Source organism: Streptomyces sp. NPDC055955 (genome assembly GCF_042270245.1).
Taxonomy (GTDB): Bacteria; Actinomycetota; Actinomycetes; order Streptomycetales; family Streptomycetaceae; genus Streptomyces.
On record NZ_JBHJYS010000003.1, the window covers coordinates 162254 to 181122 of the forward strand.

The following is an 18869-nucleotide window of genomic DNA, read 5'->3' on the forward strand; positions in this document are numbered from 1 at the left end:
CCGCACACGGGACTCGCACAGTGACGTTCCCTACGATGGCGCGGTGACCAGTACTGCGTCCTCGCCGCACTCGCCCTCGACCAGCGCCCCGCCGGGCCAGAACCCCGGCGGAGCGCGGCAGCCGTCGACGTGGGAGCGCCGACTGCGGCGGTTCGGTCACGTGGCGCGGCCGAGGGGCGACGTGGGCACGCGGCTCGTGCCGCCGTACGCGCCGCCGTCGTCGCGGCTGTGGGCGGCCCTCGGTCTCTCCGACGGCCTCGCGCGGGGCCTGACCCGCTGGTCGGGCTGGCTCGGTCCGCTGCTCGTGACGCTGATCGCGGGCCTGATGCGGTTCTGGCATCTCGGCAGCCCCAAGGCCGTGATATTCGACGAGACGTACTACGCGAAGGACGCGTGGGCGCTGATCCACCGCGGCTTCGAGGTCAACTGGGACAAGAACGCCAACGACCTGATCCTGAAGACCGGCGGCCATGTGCCGCTCCCGCACGACGCCGCTTACGTCGTGCATCCGCCCGTCGGCAAGTACGTCATCGGGATCGGTGAGTGGCTGTTCGGTTTCGATCCGTTCGGCTGGCGGTTCATGACCGCGGTGCTCGGCACGCTGTGCGTGCTCCTCGTGTGCCGCATCGGGCGGCGGCTGTTCCGCTCGACGTTCCTCGGCTGTCTGGCCGGTCTGCTGCTCGCCGTGGACGGCCTCGCGTTCGTGATGAGCCGCACGGCGCTGCTCGACTCGGTCCTCGTGTTCTTCGTCGTCGCCGCGTTCGGCTGCCTGGTCGTGGACCGCGACAAGGCGCGCGGGAAGCTGGCCGCCGCCCTCCCGAGGGACGAGGATGGCGTGCCGCGCCCCGACGTGCACATCGCCGAGACGCTGCGTCTGGGCTGGCGCCCGTGGCGGCTGCTCGCCGGTCTGTGCCTGGGGCTCGCCGCGGGCACGAAGTGGAACGGCTTCATCTATCTGGCCGCGTTCGGCGTGCTCACGGTCCTGTGGGACGTCGGCGCGCGCCGCGTCGCCGGGGCCGGCCGGCCCTACGTCACCGTGCTCAAGCGGGACCTCGGCTGGGCGTTCCTGTCGACGGTGCCGGTCGCGGTCGCCACGTACGTCCTGTCCTGGCTCGGCTGGATCCTTTCTCCTGCCGACGGGACCGGCGGCTACTTCCGCAACTGGGCGGCGACCGACGGCCGGGGCGGCTCCTGGACCTGGCTGTTCCCCGACTGGGTGCGCAGCCTGTGGCACTACGAGCACGAGGTCTACAAGTTCAACGTCGGGCTCAGCTCCCCGCACATCTACCAGTCGAACCCGTGGAGCTGGCTCGTCGACGGCAGGCCGGTCTCGTACTTCTACGAGTCCCCGCTGCCCGGCAAGGACGGCTGCCCGGCCGGCGCCGGCGACAAGTGCGCCCGCGAGGTCCTCGCGCTCGGCACCCCGCTCCTGTGGTGGGCGGCGGCGTTCGCCGTGCTCTATCTGCTGTGGCGCTGGTTCTTCCGCCGCGACTGGCGGGCGGGCGCCATCGCGTGCGCCGTCGCCGCGGGCTATCTGCCCTGGTTCAACTACCAGGAACGCACGATCTTCTTCTTCTACGCGGTCGTTTTCGTGCCCTTCCTGTGCCTCGGTGTCGCGATGCTGGTCGGCGCGATCCTCGGGCCGCCGGGGTCAGGGGAGCGGCGCAGAATCGTGGGCGCGGCGGGCGCGGGCGTGCTCGTCCTGCTGATCGTGTGGAATTTCGTCTACTTCTGGCCGATCTATACCGGGCAGGCGATCCCCTTCAGCTCCTGGCAGTCCCGGATGTGGCTGGACTCCTGGGTCTGACCTCGGACGTCCCGACCCCTCGTCAGCAGTCTCCGTTCGGACAAGTTCGGACAACATCTGCGCACTCTCGCCACACCGGGCACGGCCGCCGCCTAGAGTTCCCCACCGGAACCTGGGGAGGGGACGCAGCATGCGCAAGGGGGCCAAGGCGGCTGTGATCGGCGGGGTGTTCGCCATCATGGTCGGGGGCGCGGGATACGGCGCGTACAACGTGGTCACGGCCGTGACCGGGTCGGGCGGATCGAGTACGGCGGGGGCACCCTCGCCCCGCAGGACCGGGCCGCCGACGGCGGACGAGGTCAAGGACGTGTCGCGGAAGTTCCTCGCGGCGTGGGCGAAGTCCGACCCGGACTCCGCGTCGGCGTACACGAACAACGCGGAGTCGGCGCTCTCGGCGCTGACCGGCTGGCACGACGACGCGCACATCACGCACACCACGCTGACGGCGGGGGCACCCTCGGGGGCCGAGGTGCCGTTCAAGGTGAAGGCCACGGTGTCGTACAAGGGGAAGAAGAAGACCCTCGCCTACGACTCCTCGCTCACCGTCGTACGGGGCCTCAACACCGGCCGCGCACTGGTCGACTGGCAGGCGGCCGTCGTGCATCCGGACCTGCGCAGGGGCGACACACTCGTCACGGGCGAGGCCTCCGCGCCGCCCATCGAGGCCGTGGACCGCTCGGGTCACGTCCTGACGAAGGAGAAGTACCCCTCGCTCGGGCCGATCCTGGACCAGCTGCGCGAGAAGTACGGCGACACGGCCGGCGGCCGCGCGGGGGTGGAGACGTACATCCAGCGCGAGAACGAGGACGCCGGCACCAAGACGCTGCTCACGCTGGTGAAGGGCAAGGCCGGCGAGCTGCACACGACGCTCAGCGCCACCGCGCAGGCGGCGGCCGAGCGGGCCGTGAAGAGCTTCGCCGAGTCGTCCGTGGTGGCCGTGCAGCCGAGCACGGGCCAGGTCCTCGCGGTCGCCAACCATCGCCAGGACGGCTTCAACGCCGCCTTCCAGGGCGAGCAGGCCCCCGGCTCCACGATGAAGGTCATCACCGCGGCGATGCTCATCGACAACGGTGTCGCCTCGGTCGGCAGCCCGGCGCCCTGCCCGGACACCGCGACCTGGCAGAGCCAGACCTTCCACAACCTGCCGGGCATGAAGGCCAACGAGGGCGCGAACCTCGCGGACAGCTTCGCCCGGTCCTGCAACACCGCGTTCGTGAAGCTCATCGACGAGAAGCCGCTGACGGACGAGTCGTTGACGCGCGAGGCGCAGGACCGTTTCGGTCTCGGCCAGGACAACTGGAAGACCGGCATCGCGTCGGCCGACGGCAAGATCCCGCCGTCCGGCGGCCCCGACCGCGCGGCCAACGCCATCGGACAGGGCCAGATCCAGATGAACCCGCTGAACATGGCGTCCGTCACGGCGACCGCGAAGACGGGCGTCTTCCGGCAGCCGGTGATCGTGCCGCGCTCCCTCGACGACCGGGAACTCGCCACCGCCCGCGGCCTCGCGCCCAACACCTCCGCGCAGCTGCGGCAGATGATGTACCGCACCGCCACGATCGGCACCGCCGCGCAGGTCATGAGCGGTCTCGGCCCCGACATCGGCGCCAAGACCGGCTCGGCGGAGGTCACCGGCCAGACCAAGTCGAACAGCTGGTTCACCGGCTACCGCGGGGACGTCGCGGCGGCCGCGGTCACCGAGGAGGGCGGCCACGGCGGCGACGCCGCGGGCCCCATCGTGGCGGCGGTGCTACGGGCGGGTAGCTGAGCCGCCTCGGGAGGGTTCACCCGGACGCCTTAGTCTGGGCCGTCCGCGAGGAACCCCGTGGACCGAGCAGACAGGCAACGACGGAGGACCGGTGGGCAGCAGAGGCAGACGACCCGAGCGCAAGAAGGCGAACGCGGCCGTGATCGGCGGCGTGGTCGCCGTCGTGGTGCTCGGCGCCGGGGTCAGCGCCTACGCCCTCTTCACCGGCGACTCGGACTCATCGGCCACCGCCGACGACAAGCCCCACGTCAAGACGGGCCCCGTCACCCCGGCCGAGGTCCGCACCGCGGCCGACCGGTTCCTGACCGCGTGGGCCGCGGGCGACACCGCGAAGGCGGCGGCCGCCACGGACGACGCCACCGCGGCGACGGCCGCCCTCACCTCGTACCGCAAGGACGCCCATGTGTCCGGGGTGAAGCTGACGCCCGGGAAGCGTGCCGGGGCCAGGATGCCGTTCGCGGTGTCGGCGACCGTCTCGTACGAGGGGAAGTCGAAGCCGTTCGCCTACGGCTCCGAACTGACCGTCGTGCGGCGGGTGAAGGACGGCAAGCCGCTCGTCGGGTGGCAGGCGTCCGTCGTGCACCCGGACCTCAAGGACGGCGACCGGCTCGTCACGGGCGCGGCCGGTGACCCCCCGATCAAGGCGACGGACCGCTTGGGGAACGAGCTGACCGCGGCCAAGTACCCCTCGCTCGGCACCGTCATCGACGGGCTGCGCGAGAAGTACGGCAAGAAGGCCGGCGGCACGGCGGGCATCGAACTGCGCGTCGTCCACAAGGACAGCGGCAAGGAGAGCGAGCACACGCCCGACAAGACGCTCGTCACCCTTTCCAAGGGCACGCCCGGCACGCTGCGCACGACGATCAGCCCGACGTCGCAGGCCGTCGCCGAACGCGAGGTCGCCAAGCGGGAGAAGGCCGCGGTCGTCGCCATCAAGCCGTCGACCGGGGAGATCCTCGCGGTCGCCAACTCCCGCCCGGAAGGCTTCAACACCGCCTTCCAGGGCTCCCTCGCGCCCGGCTCCACGATGAAGATCGTGACGTCGTCCATGCTCCTGGAGAAGAACCTCGCGGGCGTCGACAAGAAGCACCCGTGCCCCAAGTACGTGACGTACGGCGGCTGGAAGTTCCAGAACGACGACAAGTTCGAGATCAAGGACGGCACCTTCCGCGCCAGCTTCGCGCGCTCCTGCAACACGGCCTTCATCAGCCAGGCCAAGAAGCTGCACGACGGCGATCTGACGCAGCAGGCCCAGGAGGTCTTCGGGCTCGGCCGCGACAACTGGTCGATCGGCGTGCCCAGCTTCGACGGCGCGGTCCCGGTGCAGTCGCAGGCGCAGATGGCGGCGTCGCTGATCGGGCAGGGCGGGGTGCGGATGAATCCGCTCAACATGGCGTCGGTCGTCGCCACCGCCGAGACGGGCGAGTTCAAGCAGCCCTACCTCGTCTCGCCCGACGTCGACCACCGCACGCTCGCCACGGCCTCCCGCAAGCTGTCCTCGTCGACCGTGAGCGACCTGCGCGAGCTGCTGCACTACACGGCGGTCGCCGGTACGGCGGTCGAGCCGATGTCGGGGCTCGGCACCGACATGGGCGCGAAGACCGGCTCGGCGGAGGTCGACGGGCAGAAGAAGCCGAACGGCTGGTTCACGGCCTGGCGCGGCGACCTGGCCTCGGCGGCGGTCGTCCAGCAGGGCGGCCACGGCGGTGACTCGGCGGGTCCCGTGGTGCGGCAGATGCTGCTCGCCGGGGACTGACGGCGGGGCCGATACCTGTTCGCGTGGCGGGTACACCGAGCGCTACGGTGCCGCCATGAGCACCCCGGAAACCGCGGCATCCGCCGCCACCGCCGCGCACCCCCGTTTCGCCGCAGCCCTCACCGAGCTGGGCCTGCCCGACGTACTCCCGCTCGTCCGCCGCTTCCCGGAGGCGACCAGGACCGCGCAGGAGGCCGCGGCCGCGATCGGCTGCGAACTCAGCCAGATCTGCAAGTCGCTGATCTTCGCGGCGGACGGCGTTCCGGTGCTCGTCCTGATGGACGGTGCGTCGCGGGTGGACGTGGAGCTGGTCCGGCGCGAGCTGGGCGCCGAGAAGGTCACCCGCGCCAAGGCCGACGTCGTGCGCGCGGCGACCGGGTACGCGATCGGCGGCATCCCGCCCTTCGGACACGTCACCAGGACGCGGGTCCTCGCCGACCGTTCGCTCCTCGACCACGACACCGTGTGGGCCGCCGCCGGCACCCCGTACGCCGTGTTCCCCATGGATCCCAAGTCACTGATCGCACACGCCGGAGCGGCCCTCGTCGACGTGCGCGAGAGCGCTCAGTGACCCCTGTGGTCGCGGCGGCCGTGCTCCTCGCGGCCGTCACGCACGCCAGCTGGAACGCGATCGCCCACCACATCACGGACAAGCTGGTCGGCTTCACCCTGATCTCGGGCGGCGGCGCGCTGATCGGGCTCGTGTGCGCGCCCTTCGTGCCGTTCCCGCACGCCGCGGCCTGGCCTTTCCTGATCCTCTCCGCGCTCCTCCACGTCGCCTACTACGCCCTGCTCATGCGGTCGTTCAAGCTCGGCGACTTCGGCCAGGCGTACCCGATCGCGCGCGGCACGGCGCCGCTCGTGGTGACGGTGCTCGCGGCGGTGTTCGCGGGCGAGATCCCCGACGGCTGGCAGGCGGCGGGCGTCGCCGTCTCGTGCGCGGGCCTGACCGGGCTCGCCCTGTGGGGCATACGGGGCTCGGGGCGCAGGCCCGACTGGGCGGCGGTGGGGGCGGCGGTCGCGACGGGCGTGTCCATCGCCGCGTACACCGTGGTGGACGGCCTCGGCGTGCGGGCCTCCGGGAACTCGCTCGGCTACATCGCCTGGCTGATGATGCTCGGCTGCCTCGGCGTCCCGGTGTACGCGGCCTGGACGTGGCGCGGCGAACTGGCCGCCCGCCTGCGGCCGTTCGCCGCGGTCGGCCTGCTCGGAGCGGCGCTGTCCGTGTCCGCGTACGGGCTCGTCCTGTGGGCGCAGACGCGGGCGGACCTCGCCCCGATCTCGGCGCTGCGCGAATCGTCGATCATCGTGGGCGCGGCGATCGGGACGGTGTTCTTCAAGGAGCGGTTCGGTACGCCGCGGCTGGTGGCGGCGGGGCTGATGGTGGCGGGGATCGGGCTGATGCTGCACACCGCCGGCTGACCGGGGCGCTACTGGAGCTGGGCGCGGAATCCCCGGTTCGCCGAGGTCAGGCCGCCGTCGACCGGGAGTGTGACCCCGGTGATCCACGCCGCGTCCGGCGAGGCGAGGAACGTCACGGCCGCCGCGATGTCCTCCGGCTCGCCGACCCGCCCGAGCGGATAGAGGCCGGTGACGGCGTCCAGGGCGGCATCCCGGCCCGACCAGGCGGGGGTGCGCACCGTGCCCGGCGCGACGAGGTTGACGCGGACGCCGCGCGGGCCCGCGTGCCCGGCGAGGGTGCGGGTCAGCGAGCCGAGCCCCGCCTTCGCGGCGCTGTACGCGTGATTGCCGTAGTCCTGAAGGCCGTTGACGGATCCGACGCTCACGATCGCGCCGCGGCCCGACGCCACCAGGTGCGGGAGCGCCGCGCGGCAGCAGCGGTACGCGCCGGTGAGCGTGATGTCGAGGTCGCGGGCCCACACCTCGTCGGGCTCGTCCTCGAAGAGGGCGGCGTCCGGGGCGCACGCGTAGGCGTTGTTGACGAGCACGTCGAGGCGGCCGAACTCCACCACGGTGGCCGCGACCGCCGCCTCCACCGACTCGCGCGACCCGACGTCGCAGGTGAACGCCCTTGCCGCGCCGCCCTGTTCGCGGATCCCGGCGACCGCCTTCTCCGCTTCCCGCGGATCCACGTCGGTGACGGCTACGCGCGCTCCTTCGGCTGCGAACCTGCGCGCGGTGGCGGCGCCTATGCCGCGTGCCGCGCCCGTGACCATGACCCCGTACCCCTCGAAGCGCCTCATGCGCCGACGCTACCCGGCGCGTGCCCGGGCGACACGGGGCTATCGGGCGAGAGAGGAGCGCACGGCCCGCACCAGCGCCTGAGCGCGCGGGTCGGCGGTGACGTTCTTCAGCTGACCGTTCGTGACGTATCCGAAGGCGATCTTGGACTCGGGGTCCGCGAAGCCGAGCGCGCCGCCCCGCCCGGGGTGGCCGAAGGAGCCGGGGCCGAGGAGGGGGGAGGCGACGCCGTGGAGCATGTAGCCGAGTCCGAAGCGGGTCGGGACGACGAGGACCCGGTCGGCGCCCGAGGACGCCTCGGTGCGGGCCGCCTCCATGGTGGCGGGCGTGAACAGGCGGGCGCCGCCGTCGACGTCGCCGATCAGGGACGCGTAGAAGCGGGAGAGCCCCTCCGCCGTGGCGACGCCGTTCGAGGCGGGCAGCTCTGCCGCGCGGTAGGCCGGGTCGTTCTCGTCGGGCGTGGGGTGGATGGCGCCGAAGGCGCGGCGGGTCAGGGAGTCGGGGTCGGCGTACGCGTCGGCGACGTTCCGCTTGGGGCGGGTGCGCAGGCCGCCGGGCGCGGCCGGCGGTTCGACGGGGCCCACGAGACCGGCCCGGTGCGCCTCGGCGTCGGGCAGCCCGACCCACAGGTCGGCGCCGGCGGGGGCGGCTATGTGTTCGGCGATCCAGGCGCCGATGGTGCGGCCGGTCACGCGGCGCACGAGTTCGCCGGTGAGCCAGCTGTAGGTCTGCGCGTGATAGCCGTGGTCGGTGCCGGGTTCCCAGGCGGGGGCCTGGGCGGCGACGGCCGCGGCGCCGGTGTCGGGGTCGGCGGCCTCGGCCGGGGTCAGCGGGCGGTCGAGCGCGGGGACGCCCGCGCGGTGCGCGAGGACGTCGCGGACGCTGACGTGCTCCTTGCCGTGCTCCTTGAACTCGGGCCAGTAGGCGCCGACCGGCGCGTCCAGGTCGAGCTCTCCTCGCTGGTGCAGGAGGAGCAGCGCCGCGGCGGCCACGCCCTTGGTGGCGGAGCGCATGATCTGGGCGGTGTCGCGCTCCCAGGGGGCGCCGCCGCTCACGTCGCGGGTGCCGGCCCACAGGTCGACGACCTTGTGCCCGTCGCGGTGGACGACCACGCCCGCGCCGCGCTCGCCGAGTGCCTCGAAGTTGTGGGCGAAAGCTTCCCTGACCGCTTCGAACCCGGTGGCCACTGTGCCGTTCATGTCACTCACCTCGGGTGTAACAGCCATGGATCGCTGAGGATTCCTCGGCCGCTCAGACCTTCACGGACTTCGGATCGAAGCCGAAGGGGAGCTCCAGACGGTGTGCGCGCATGAGGTCCTCGTCGGCGAGGAGGTCGCCGGTCGTCCCGTCGGCCGCGATCACGCCCTCGCTGAGGATCACCGAGCGCGGGCAGAGTTCGAGCGCGTACGGCAGGTCGTGCGTGACCATCAGGACCGTGACGTCCAACGACCGCAGGATGTCGGCGAGCTCGCGGCGCGAGGCCGGGTCGAGGTTCGACGACGGCTCGTCCAGGACGAGGATCTCGGGCTCCATGACGAGGACGGTGGCGACCGCGACGCGGCGGCGCTGCCCGAAGGAGAGATGGTGCGGCGGCCGGTCGGCGAAGTCGGCCATGCCGACCCGGGCCAGGGCCTTGTGCACGCGGGCCTCGAGTTCGGGCCCCTTCACCCCGGCCGCGGCGGGCCCGAAGGCCACGTCCTCGCGGACGGTCGGCATGAAGAGCTGGTCGTCGGGGTCCTGGAAGACGATGCCGACCTTGCGCCGGATCTCGGCCATGTGCCGCTTGCCGACGGGCAGACCGGCGACGGTCACGGTGCCGGCGCCGCCCGTGAGGATGCCGTTGAGATGCAGCACGAGGGTCGTCTTGCCCGCGCCGTTGGGCCCGAGCAGGGCGACGCGTTCACCGCGGCCGATGGTCAGGTCGACGCCGAAGAGGGCCTGGTGCCCGTCGGGGTAGGCGTAGGCGAGACCACTGACCTCGAGCGAGGCAGGGGAGAGCGGGGCGGGGGGAACAGTCACAGCATCCATCCCAGCAGACAGACGACAAGGGCGGCACAGGGGAGGGTGAGCGCGTACGACCACTGCGCGCGGGACGCGCTCACGTCGTCGATGACGGGCATCGATCCGGCGTACCCGCGGCTGACCATGGCCAGATGCACGCGCTCGCCGCGCTCGTAGGAGCGGATGAAGAGGGCGCCCGCGGACTTGGCGAGGACGCCCCAGTGCCGCACGCCGCTCGCCTCGAAGCCGCGCGACTCCCGCGCGATCTTCATACGCCGCATCTCGTCGGTGATCACATCGCCGTAGCGGATCATGAACGACGCGATCTGGACGAGCAGCGGCGGCAGCTTGAGCCGTTGCAGGCCGAGCAGCAGCTCGCGCAGTTCGGTCGTGGAGGCGAGCAGGACGGACGCGGCGACGCCGAGGGTGCCCTTGGCGAGGACGTTCCAGGCGCCCCACAGTCCGTTGACACTGAGGGACATCCCGAGCACGTCGACGCGCTCGCCCTGCGCCACGAACGGCATGAGGACGGCGAAGGCGACGAAGGGGACCTCGATGAGGAGCCGCTCGAGGAGGAAGCCGGCCGGGACCCCGGCCCGGTAGGCGACGGCCGCGAGCAGGACCGCGTACAGGGCGAACGCCCACATCGCCTCGCGGGGCGTGGAGACGACCACGATCACGAAGCAGAAGACGGCGGCGAGTTTGGTGTGCGGCGGCAGGCCGTGCACGGGCGAGTGCCCGTGCCGGTAGAGCTTGTGCGCGTGCCCCGCACCCATGTCAGACGGTCTCCGTGATCTGGGTCGGGGAGGTGTCCGTGGTGCGGCGCCTGCGCAGCACCCAGAAGACGCCGCTGCCCGCGACGACGGTGACGCCGACGCCGATCACGCCGGCCAGGCCGCCGGAGAGCCGCGCGTCGCCGACGTCCTTGACGCCGTATCCGGCGAGCGGGGAGCCGTCGGAGGCGTGCTTCTCGGTCTTCTTGTCGATGCCCTTGTCGTGGGCGACCTTCTCCAGGCCGTCCGGGTCGGCGGAGGCGTAGAAGGAGACGAAGCCGGCGAGGACGAGGGAGGTGACGAGGCCGGTGATCCAGACCTTGCGGTGGGAGCCGCGGGCGGCGACGGGTGCGGGCGCGGTGTCCGGGGCGTCGACGAGTGCGCCGGCCACGCGGAGCTTGAGCGGCCGGTGCAGGCCGCGGGCGCCGTACACGAGGTCAGGGCGGACGGCGACGACGGCGCCGACGGTCAGCGCGGTGATGACGGCCTCGCCGATGCCGATGAGGACGTGCACGCCGACCATGGCGGTGGCGACCTTGCCGATCGAGACGTCGGTCGTGCCGCCGATCGCGTAGATCAGGGTGAAGACGACGGCCGCGGCCGGTACGGACAGGAGCGCCGCGACGAAGGAGGCGACGGTGACGGAGCGGCGCTTGCGCGGCAGCACCTTCACCAGGCCGCGGAAGACGAGGTAGGCGACGACGGTCGTGGTGATCGCCATGTCGGTGATGTTCACGCCGAGCGCGGTCAGACCGCCGTCGGCGAAGAGCACGCCCTGCATCAGGAGCACCACGGACACGCACAGGACACCGGTACAGGGGCCGACGAGGATCGCGGCCAGCGCGCCGCCGAGGAGGTGGCCGCTGGTGCCTGCCGCGACGGGGAAGTTCAGCATCTGCACGGCGAAGATGAACGCGGCGACGAGACCCGCCAGGGGGGCCGTGCGCTCGTCGAGTTCGCGCCGCGCGCCCCGGAGGCTGACGGCCACGGCGCCCGCGGCGACGACACCAGCGGCCGCCGAGACGGGGGCGTTGATGAATCCGTCGGGGACATGCATGTGTGAGGGCTCCGCTTCGGGGCACGCGAGAGGTTCGCGACGGGCTGGGTGACCGTCCGATGATAGTGCCTTGTTGCGAACCGCTTGCAAGAGCGCCGCAGACACAATTAAATCCCGAAGTAACTCCCCGGTACATAGCCGCACATATGACTTATATGGGACATTAGATGACAGAACGCACGACTAGACGGCGAGGAGTCCCCGATGTCTGACGTCGAGCAGTACGCACGTGCGCGTCTCGTCACGGACTCCCCCGACGAGGCACCGGCCGTCCCCGCGGTCCTGAGCTACGACGGACTCGTCCACCTCACCGTCCCCGAGAAGGGTGACTGGGACTTCCCCCGCGAGCTCCTGGAACAGGGACTGCGCGCCCCGACCACCGTGGGCGACATCCACATCTGGCCCTGCGGCCGCGTCCAGGCCGTCATGGAGTTCCACTCGCCGAAAGGGGTGGCGGTCGTGCAGTTCGAGAAGAAGGCGCTGGTGCGCTTCCTTCGCCGTACGTACACGACCGCCACCCCGGTGGCTCACTGAGAACCCTTCGAACTCCCGGTCAGGGACAGGCCCCGGTCACACGCGGGCCAGCTCCCGGTCGTCCTGCGCGGTGTCGTCGCCGGAGGCCGTCTTCAGGCCCTCGCCCTCCACGTCCACGTTCGGCAGGATCCGGTCCAGCCACTTCGGCAGCCACCACGCCCGCTTGCCGAGCAGCGCGAGCACGGCCGGCACGATCGTCATACGCACCAGGAACGCGTCGAAGAAGACCGCGATCGCGAGGCCGAAACCGATCATCTTGACCATCTGCTCACTGGAGCCGATGAAGCCCGCGAAGACGGCGATCATGATGACGGCCGCGGCCGTGACCACCCGGGCCCCGTGCCGGAAGCCGGTGACGATGGCCTGCGCGGGCCGCTCGCCGTGGACGTACGCCTCCCGCATGCGGGTCACGAGGAAGACCTCGTAGTCCATCGCGAGGCCGAAGACCACACCCACCATGAAGATCGGCATCATCGACATGATCGGCCCGGTCTGCTCCACGCCGAACAGCGAGCCGAGCCAGCCCCACTGGTAGACCGCGACGACGGCGCCGAGCGCGGCGACCACCGAGAGCAGGAAGCCGAGCGCCGCCTTCAGCGGGACCAGGACCGACCGGAAGACCACCATCAGGAGCAGGAAGGCCAGGCCGACGACGAGCGCCAGGTACGGCACGAGCGCGTCGTTCAGCTTCTGCGACACGTCGATGTTCATGGCGGTGGTACCGGTGACGAGCACCTCGGCGCGGGTGTCCGCCTTGATGTCCGCGCCCTTGTCGCGGATCGTGTGGACGACGTCCTCGGTCTGCGTGGAGCTGGGCTTGGACGACGGCACGACGGTGATCGTCGCCGTGTCACCGGCCTGGTTGAACGCGGGCGGGGTGACCGTCTTGACGCCGTCGGTCGCCGCGATGTCCTTGGAGACGCGGGCGACCGCGTCCTTCGGGTCCTGCGAGTGCTTCACGTCGACGACCGCCACCAGCGGCCCGTTGAAACCGGGCCCGAAGCCCTCGGAGAGCAGGTCGTACGCCTTGCGCTGCGTGGTGTCCGTCGGCTGGACCCCGTCGTCGGGCAGACCCAGCTCCAGCGAGGACACCGGCACGGCCATCACGCCGAGCCCGACCACCGCGGTGAGCAGCACGGCCACCGGCCGGCGCAGCACGAAGCGTGCCCAGCGCGTGCCCATGTTCGTCTTCGGCTCGGGCTTCTTCTGCGCGGCCAGGACCTTACGGGCCTTGCGGCCGTGGACCCGCTTGCCGGCGTAGCCGAGCAGCGCCGGGATGAGGGTGAGCGCGATGAGGACGGCGATGGCGACCGTGCCGGCGGCCGCGATGCCCATCTTCGTCAGCATCGGGATGTTGACGACGGCGAGCCCGACGAGCGCGATGACGACGGTCAGACCGGCGAAGACCACGGCGGACCCGGCCGTGCCGACGGCCCGTCCGGCCGCCTCCTCGCGGTCGCGGCCCTCGGCCAGCTCGGCGCGGAAGCGGGAGACGATGAACAGCGCGTAGTCGATGCCGACCGCGAGGCCGATCATCATGGCCAGCGTCGAGGTGGTGGTGCCCAGGTCGAGCGCGTTGGCAAGCGCGGTGATCGACGAGACGCCGATGCCGACGCCGATCAGGGCGGTGAGCAGCGGAAGCCCGGCCGCGACGAGCGAGCCGAAGGTGATCACGAGGACGACGGCGGCGATCGCCACACCGATGACCTCGGTGGCCCCGGTCTCCGGCATGGCCTGGAGCGCGTCACCGCCGACCTCGACGGTCAGCCCGGAGTCGCGCGCCTCGTCGACGGTCTTCTGGAGCGCGTCCCGGTCGGCGTCCGTCAGCTCCATCGAGGAGACCTTGTAGGAGACCGAGGAGTACGCGATCGTGCCGTCCTTGCTGACGGTCTTCGCGACGAACGGGTCGGCCGCCGCGGCGACCTCCTTCGAACCGCCCTTGAGCTCCGAGACGGTCTTGGTGACCTCGGCCTTGTTGGCCGCGGACGTGATCTTCTCGCCGTCGGGCGCCTGGAAGACGACGCGTGCGGTGGCACCGTCGGCACTGGAGCCCGGGAAGCGCTGGTCGAGCAGGTCGAAGGCCTTCTGGGCCTCCGTGCCCGGGATGGAGAAGGAACTGGAGGCCGCCGTGGGCGCGGAGGCGGCGCCCACCCCCGCGAGGGTGAGCAGCGCCACCCAGATCAGGGCGACGAAGTGTCGTCTGCGGAAGGCGAGCTTGCCGAGTTTGTAGAGGAACGTGGCCACGAGGGCGTACTCCCGGTCAGTCGTATGGGGGCAGGGGTGATCAGCCCGACGACGTGAGCGGTCGCGTCAGGTGCTCGGGTGGGACGGGTCGTGGGTGGAGAGGGGTCAGGCGCCGAGAGCGGGGAGGACCACGGCGTCGATGTACGAGGTGACGAACGCCTGGGTGGGCGGCTGTTCGTCGATGAGGGTCCGCGCCGTGAAGGCGCCGACGATCATATGGAGGACGTAGTCGAGTGCCGGGTTGTCCGCACGGATCTCGCCCCGGTCGACGGCGCGCCCCAGCACATGCCGGAGCTCCTCCATCTCGGGCTCGATCAGCAGCTCGCGGAAGGCGCGCAGCAGATCCGGGTTCTCGTGGACCGCCATGGCCAGGCCCCGCATCAGCGCGGATCCCTGGGCCATCTCGCAGTCGTCCTCACGCAGGACCAGTTCGTGGAAGTCGCCCCGCAGCGACCCGGTGTCGATCTCGCTCAGCCGCGACGGCTTCTGGTGCCGCAGCGCTTTCACGACCAGCTCGGCCTTGCTGCCCCACTGGCGGTAGAGCGTGGCCTTGCTCGACCGGGTGCGGGCGGCCACGGCGTCCATGGTCAGGGCGTCGTAACCGACCTCGCGGAGCAGTTCGAGCACGGCGCCGTACAGCTCGGCCTCGCGCTCGGGCGTGATCCGGCTGCGGCGCGTCGTCGCGGCTTCAGCCATGGGGCACCCCTGTTCCGGTCCGGACGGTGTGTACGAAACCGTTTCGTACACAAGTACTGTACGACCGCGCTTAACGAAACGAAACCGTTTCGTACGTGTCCTGCGCCACAAGCCGCGAGCGAGAACGGGGCAACCCACAAGTTGCCGGGGCCCGTGGAGCGGAAAAGCATGGGTGGGTGAGCGACAACGCGTACCTGCGGTTTCCCCATCTGCACGAGGACCGGCTCTGCTTCGAGACGGAGGACGACCTCTGGGTCGCCCCGCTCGACCGGCCGGGCCGGGCCTGGCGGGTCACGGTCGACCGGACCAAGGTGAGCAGCCCACGGTTCTCGCCCGACGGCCGCCACATCGCGTACACGACCTGGCGCAGCCTGGACCCCGAGATCCATCTCGCGCCGGTGGACGGCGGCCCCACCCGGCGGCTCACCTACTGGGGCAGCACGGACACCCAGGTCCGCGGCTGGACACCGCCCGACAAGGACGGGCGGACCGACATCCTCGCCGTGGCCTCGCACGGCCAGCCCTTCTCGTACTTCACCTGGGCCTACGACGTCCCCACCGACGGCTCCCCCGGCGGCAGGCTGCCCTGGGGCCCGGTCTCCGACATCGCGGTCGCCGAGTTCGACGGCGAGCGCAGGACCCTGCTCCTGACCGGCACCGCCCCGCACGAGCCGGCCGCCTGGAAGCGGTACCGGGGCGGCGCCCAGGGCCGCCTGTGGCTGCACGGCGAGCAGCTCGTCGCCGACCTGGACGGGCATCTGGAGGCACCGATGTTCGTGGCGGGACGCATCGCGTTCCTCTCCGACCACCAGGGCATCGGCAATGTGTACTCCTGCCTGCCCGACGGCTCCGACCTGCGCCGCCACTCCGACCACGACGCGTTCTACGCCCGCAACGCCTCCAGCGACGGAACCCGGATCGTCTACCAGTGCGCCGGCGACCTCTGGATCATCGACGACCTCTCCGCCGGCTCCGTGCCGCGCAAGCTGGACGTGCGCCTCGGCGGCCCGCGCGTCGGGCGCCGCCCCTACCAGGTGCCGGCCGCCCACCACGTCGACGGACTCTCCGTCGACGAGACGGGCCGGGCCAGCGCCGTCGTCGTACGCGGCAGCCTGTACTGGCTCACCCACCGCGACGGCCCCGCCCGGACCATCTCCGACACCCCGGGCGTGCGGGTCAGACTGCCCGAGATGCTCGGCTCCGGCGGGCAGGTCGCCTACGTCACCGACGCGGAGGGCGAGGACACGATCGAGATCTCCTACCTGCCGCGGGCGAGCGGTGAGCGCGAGCCGCGCCGCCTCGCGTCCGGGGAGCTCGGACGGGTCCTCGAAATGGTCAGCGACCCGGACGGCGAGCGCCTCGCCATCGCGTCGGACGACGGCCGCCTCCTCCTCATCGACACAGTCGAGGAAGAAGGGGAAGAAGAGGAGGGAGGGGGTGACGGAGGGAACGGAGAGGAAGAAGAAGGCGCGGAAAAAGGGGAAGCGGAACACACCGGCGGCGAGGTCACCGAGCTGATCCGGTCGATCAACGGCCCCGTGCGCGACCTGGCCTTCTCGCCGGACGGCGCCTGGCTCACCTGGTCCCACCCGGGCATCGGGCGCTCCCTGCGGCAGATCAAGATGGCCCGGATCAAGGACCGGACGATCATCGACGTCACCAACGGCCGCTTCGAGGACGAGAATCCGGTCTTCACGCGCGACGGCCGCTATCTCGCCTTCCTCTCCTGGCGCGGCTTCGACCCGGTGTACGACGTGCACACCGGCGACCTGTCCTTCCCCCTCGGCTGCCGCCCGTACCTCGTGCCGCTGTCGTCCGCGACGCCCTCCCCGTTCGCCCTGTCGCCGCACGGGCGCACGGCCGCGGGCGGGCTCGACCCGACCGAGGACTCGGTGGCCGACGGGGCGCCGACCGTGGAGATCGAGGGCCTGCCGGACCGAGTCGTGCCTTTCCCCGTCTCGGCGTCCAAGTACTCGGCGCTCCACCCCGTCTCGGGCGGCGGCCTCGTCTGGCTGCGCTGGCCGATCTCCGGCGCGCTCGGCGAGACGTTCGTGAACCCGGCCGACACCTCGGGCCGCCCCACCCTGGAGCACTTCAACCTCAGCAAGGGCAAGAAGACCGAACTGGTCACCCACCTCGACTGGTTCGCGGTCAGCGGCGACGGCACCCGCCTCGTCGTCGTCGACGAGGGCGAGCTGCGGGCCGTCCCCTCCACGGAGACCGGCGACAGCGATTCCACGGTCTGGATCGACCTGCGCCGCATCCTGCACGAGGTGGACCCGGCCGCCGAATGGCGCGGCGCGTACGAGGAGGCCGGACGCATCATCCGCGCCTACTACTGGGACCCGAAGATGTGCCACATCGACTGGGACGCGATCCTCGCCCAGTACCGGCCGCTCGTCGAACGGGTCGCGTCCCCCGACGAGTTCGCCGACCTGCTGCGCGAGGTGCTCGGCGAACTCTGCACCTCGCACGCCTACGTCTCCGCCGCCCGCCGCAACGAGGGCCCGCCCCACTACCAGCGCGCCCAGGGCCTCCTCGGCGCCAACTTCGTGCACCGCGACGAGGGCTGGCAGCTCGTCCGCATCCTGCCCGGCGACTCGTCGGACTCCAAGGCCCGCTCCCCGCTCGCCGGCAGCGGCATCCGTGAGGGCGCCGTCCTCACGCATGTCGACGGGCGCCCGGTCGACCCGGTGGCCGGCCCCTTCCCGCTGCTCGCGGGCTCGGGCGGCACGACGGTCGAGCTGACGTTCCGGCCCGCGGAGGGCGAGGGCCACCCCCGCCGCGTCGCGGTCGTCCCCCTCATCGACGAACGTCCGCTGCGCTACCAGGACTGGGTCGCCAAGCGCCGCGCGGTCGTACGGGAACTGAGCGGCGGCAAGTGCGGCTATCTGCACATCCCCGACATGGGTGGCTCCGGCTGGGCACAGTTCAACCGTGACGTGCGCATGGAGGTCTCCCGGCCCGCCCTGATCGTCGACGTACGCGGCAACGCGGGCGGCCACATCAGCGAGCTGGTCATCGAGAAGCTCACCCGCAAGATCCTCGGCTGGGACCTGACGCGCAACGCCCAGCCCGTCTCGTACGCGTCGAACGCCCCGCGCGGTCCGGTCGTCGCCCTCGCCGACGAGGCGACCTCGTCCGACGGCGACATGATCACCGCGGCGTTCAAGCTCCTCGGGCTCGGCCCGGTCGTGGGCCAGCGCACCTGGGGCGGCGTCGTCGGCATGACGGGCCGCCACACACTCGGCGACGGCACGGTCATCACCGTCCCGATGAACGCGGCCTGGTTCCCCGAGTACGGCTGGTCGATCGAGAACAAGGGCGTGGAACCGGACATCGAGGCCCTGCGCACCCCCCTGGACTGGGCGGAGGGCCGCCACGCCCAGCTCGACGACGCGGTCTATCTGGCCCTGGACCTCCTGGTGGCCTCCCCGGCCAAGACCCCCCCGGACTACACGCACACCCCGAACCACGCCCGCCCCGAACTCCCGCCCCGCTGACCCGCCACCGAGCTCCCGCACCACGGGCCCGCACAAGCCCAAGGCCGCCGCACCGACAGGGCCGCCCCGGGCGCCCCGCGACACCGACCGCGCAGCCCCGCGCCGCCGCACCGACCCGCCCCTGACTCCCGCCACGCCGACCCGCACAAGGCCGCCGCACCGACGCGCACAAGCCCGCCGCACCGACCCGCACAAGCCCGCCGACCAACTGGACCCGCACACGTACGAGGGCCACCCGGCGTCCCGGGTGGCCCTCGTACTACTGGCTCAGCGAAGCGAAGCGTCAGGCGTCGTACTCGTGCTCGAGCCTGTCCTGCGCTTCCTGCCGCCGCCGCTCGGAGTCCTCGGACTGCGAGCCACGCTCACGCAGGGTGTCCTGAGTCCGCGAAGCGCGCTGGCTCGCCTCGTCCCGGTGGTCCCGGCCTTGACCGGACCGCTTCTTGGCCTGGTCGGCGAGCTGCTCAGCCTTGTCCTGGAACTGGTCCTTCATGCCCATGCGATTTCACTCCCGTTTTTGGGTGAGGGGGT

Annotated in this window: 15 protein-coding genes; 7 read left to right on the plus strand and 8 right to left on the minus strand. The window is 71.6% G+C overall.

The genetic code is table 11. The features are described 5' to 3' along the window. Window positions 1–43: 43 nt before the first annotated feature. From ACFC96_RS06825 to ACFC96_RS06845, 5 genes are all read left to right on the plus strand, one after another. Entirely contained in the window at window positions 44–1807 is a 1764-nt protein-coding gene (locus ACFC96_RS06825; protein WP_376610662.1) for a dolichyl-phosphate-mannose--protein mannosyltransferase, read from the plus strand. Between the two features lie 130 nt (window positions 1808–1937). Further along, the gene (locus ACFC96_RS06830) at window positions 1938–3575 is read left to right on the plus strand and encodes a penicillin-binding transpeptidase domain-containing protein (protein WP_376610664.1); all 1638 of its coding nucleotides are present in this window, start codon (window positions 1938–1940) and stop codon (window positions 3573–3575) included. A gap of 91 nt (window positions 3576–3666) precedes the next feature. Further along, on the plus strand, window positions 3667–5331 hold the full coding sequence (locus ACFC96_RS06835) for a penicillin-binding transpeptidase domain-containing protein (protein ID WP_376262196.1): 1665 nt from the start codon (window positions 3667–3669) through the stop codon (window positions 5329–5331). Window positions 5332–5386: 55 nt separating this feature from the next. After that, entirely contained in the window at window positions 5387–5902 is a 516-nt protein-coding gene (locus ACFC96_RS06840) for a YbaK/EbsC family protein (RefSeq protein WP_376262193.1), read from the plus strand. After that, window positions 5899–6753 carry an EamA family transporter gene (locus ACFC96_RS06845; RefSeq protein ID WP_376610666.1) on the plus strand — a complete coding sequence of 285 codons (855 nt, stop codon included), beginning with the start codon at window positions 5899–5901 and terminating at the stop codon, window positions 6751–6753. Before ACFC96_RS06840 ends, ACFC96_RS06845 begins: the two co-directional genes overlap by 4 nt. An 8-nt stretch (window positions 6754–6761) precedes the next feature. On the opposite strand, the gene ACFC96_RS06850 is transcribed toward ACFC96_RS06845, so the two are convergent. From ACFC96_RS06850 to ACFC96_RS06870, 5 genes are read right to left on the minus strand one after another with little or no spacing between them, the layout of a single operon-like run. Then, window positions 6762–7535, minus strand: a complete 774-nt coding sequence (locus tag ACFC96_RS06850) for an SDR family NAD(P)-dependent oxidoreductase (protein ID WP_376262187.1) — start codon at window positions 7533–7535, stop codon at window positions 6762–6764. Window positions 7536–7574: 39 nt separating this feature from the next. Beyond that, the gene (locus tag ACFC96_RS06855) at window positions 7575–8732 is read right to left on the minus strand and encodes a serine hydrolase domain-containing protein (protein ID WP_376262184.1); all 1158 of its coding nucleotides are present in this window, start codon (window positions 8730–8732) and stop codon (window positions 7575–7577) included. 52 nt (window positions 8733–8784) lie between these two features. Beyond that, window positions 8785–9561: an energy-coupling factor ABC transporter ATP-binding protein gene (locus ACFC96_RS06860; RefSeq protein ID WP_376610668.1), complete on the minus strand. Its 777-nt coding sequence runs from the start codon at window positions 9559–9561 to the stop codon at window positions 8785–8787. Further along, complete coding sequence (gene cbiQ / locus ACFC96_RS06865) at window positions 9549–10310, minus strand: cobalt ECF transporter T component CbiQ (RefSeq protein WP_376610670.1); 762 nt, start codon at window positions 10308–10310, stop codon at window positions 9549–9551. The genes ACFC96_RS06860 and cbiQ overlap by 13 nt, the downstream gene beginning before the upstream one ends. A 1-nt stretch (window position 10311) precedes the next feature. Beyond that, window positions 10312–11364, minus strand: coding sequence for an energy-coupling factor ABC transporter permease (locus ACFC96_RS06870; RefSeq protein ID WP_376262176.1), 1053 nt, complete (start codon window positions 11362–11364; stop codon window positions 10312–10314). Between the two features lie 204 nt (window positions 11365–11568). Between ACFC96_RS06870 and ACFC96_RS06875 the strand changes: the two genes are divergently transcribed. After that, complete coding sequence (locus ACFC96_RS06875) at window positions 11569–11898, plus strand: SsgA family sporulation/cell division regulator (protein ID WP_376610672.1); 330 nt, start codon at window positions 11569–11571, stop codon at window positions 11896–11898. Between the two features lie 36 nt (window positions 11899–11934). Here the strand turns inward: ACFC96_RS06875 and ACFC96_RS06880 are convergent, their stop codons facing one another. Further along, window positions 11935–14142: an MMPL family transporter gene (locus tag ACFC96_RS06880; protein WP_376610674.1), complete on the minus strand. Its 2208-nt coding sequence runs from the start codon at window positions 14140–14142 to the stop codon at window positions 11935–11937. 105 nt (window positions 14143–14247) lie between these two features. Then, the gene (locus tag ACFC96_RS06885) at window positions 14248–14838 is read right to left on the minus strand and encodes a TetR/AcrR family transcriptional regulator (RefSeq protein ID WP_227295224.1); all 591 of its coding nucleotides are present in this window, start codon (window positions 14836–14838) and stop codon (window positions 14248–14250) included. Between the two features lie 176 nt (window positions 14839–15014). On the opposite strand from ACFC96_RS06885, the gene ACFC96_RS06890 reads away from it, so the two are divergent. Next, window positions 15015–18341: a S41 family peptidase gene (locus ACFC96_RS06890; RefSeq protein WP_376610676.1), complete on the plus strand. Its 3327-nt coding sequence runs from the start codon at window positions 15015–15017 to the stop codon at window positions 18339–18341. 283 nt (window positions 18342–18624) lie between these two features. Here the strand turns inward: ACFC96_RS06890 and ACFC96_RS06895 are convergent, their stop codons facing one another. Then, window positions 18625–18837 (minus strand): hypothetical protein, encoded by a 213-nt coding sequence (locus ACFC96_RS06895; protein ID WP_376262166.1) that lies wholly within the window; start codon window positions 18835–18837, stop codon window positions 18625–18627. Window positions 18838–18869 lie beyond the last annotated feature (32 nt).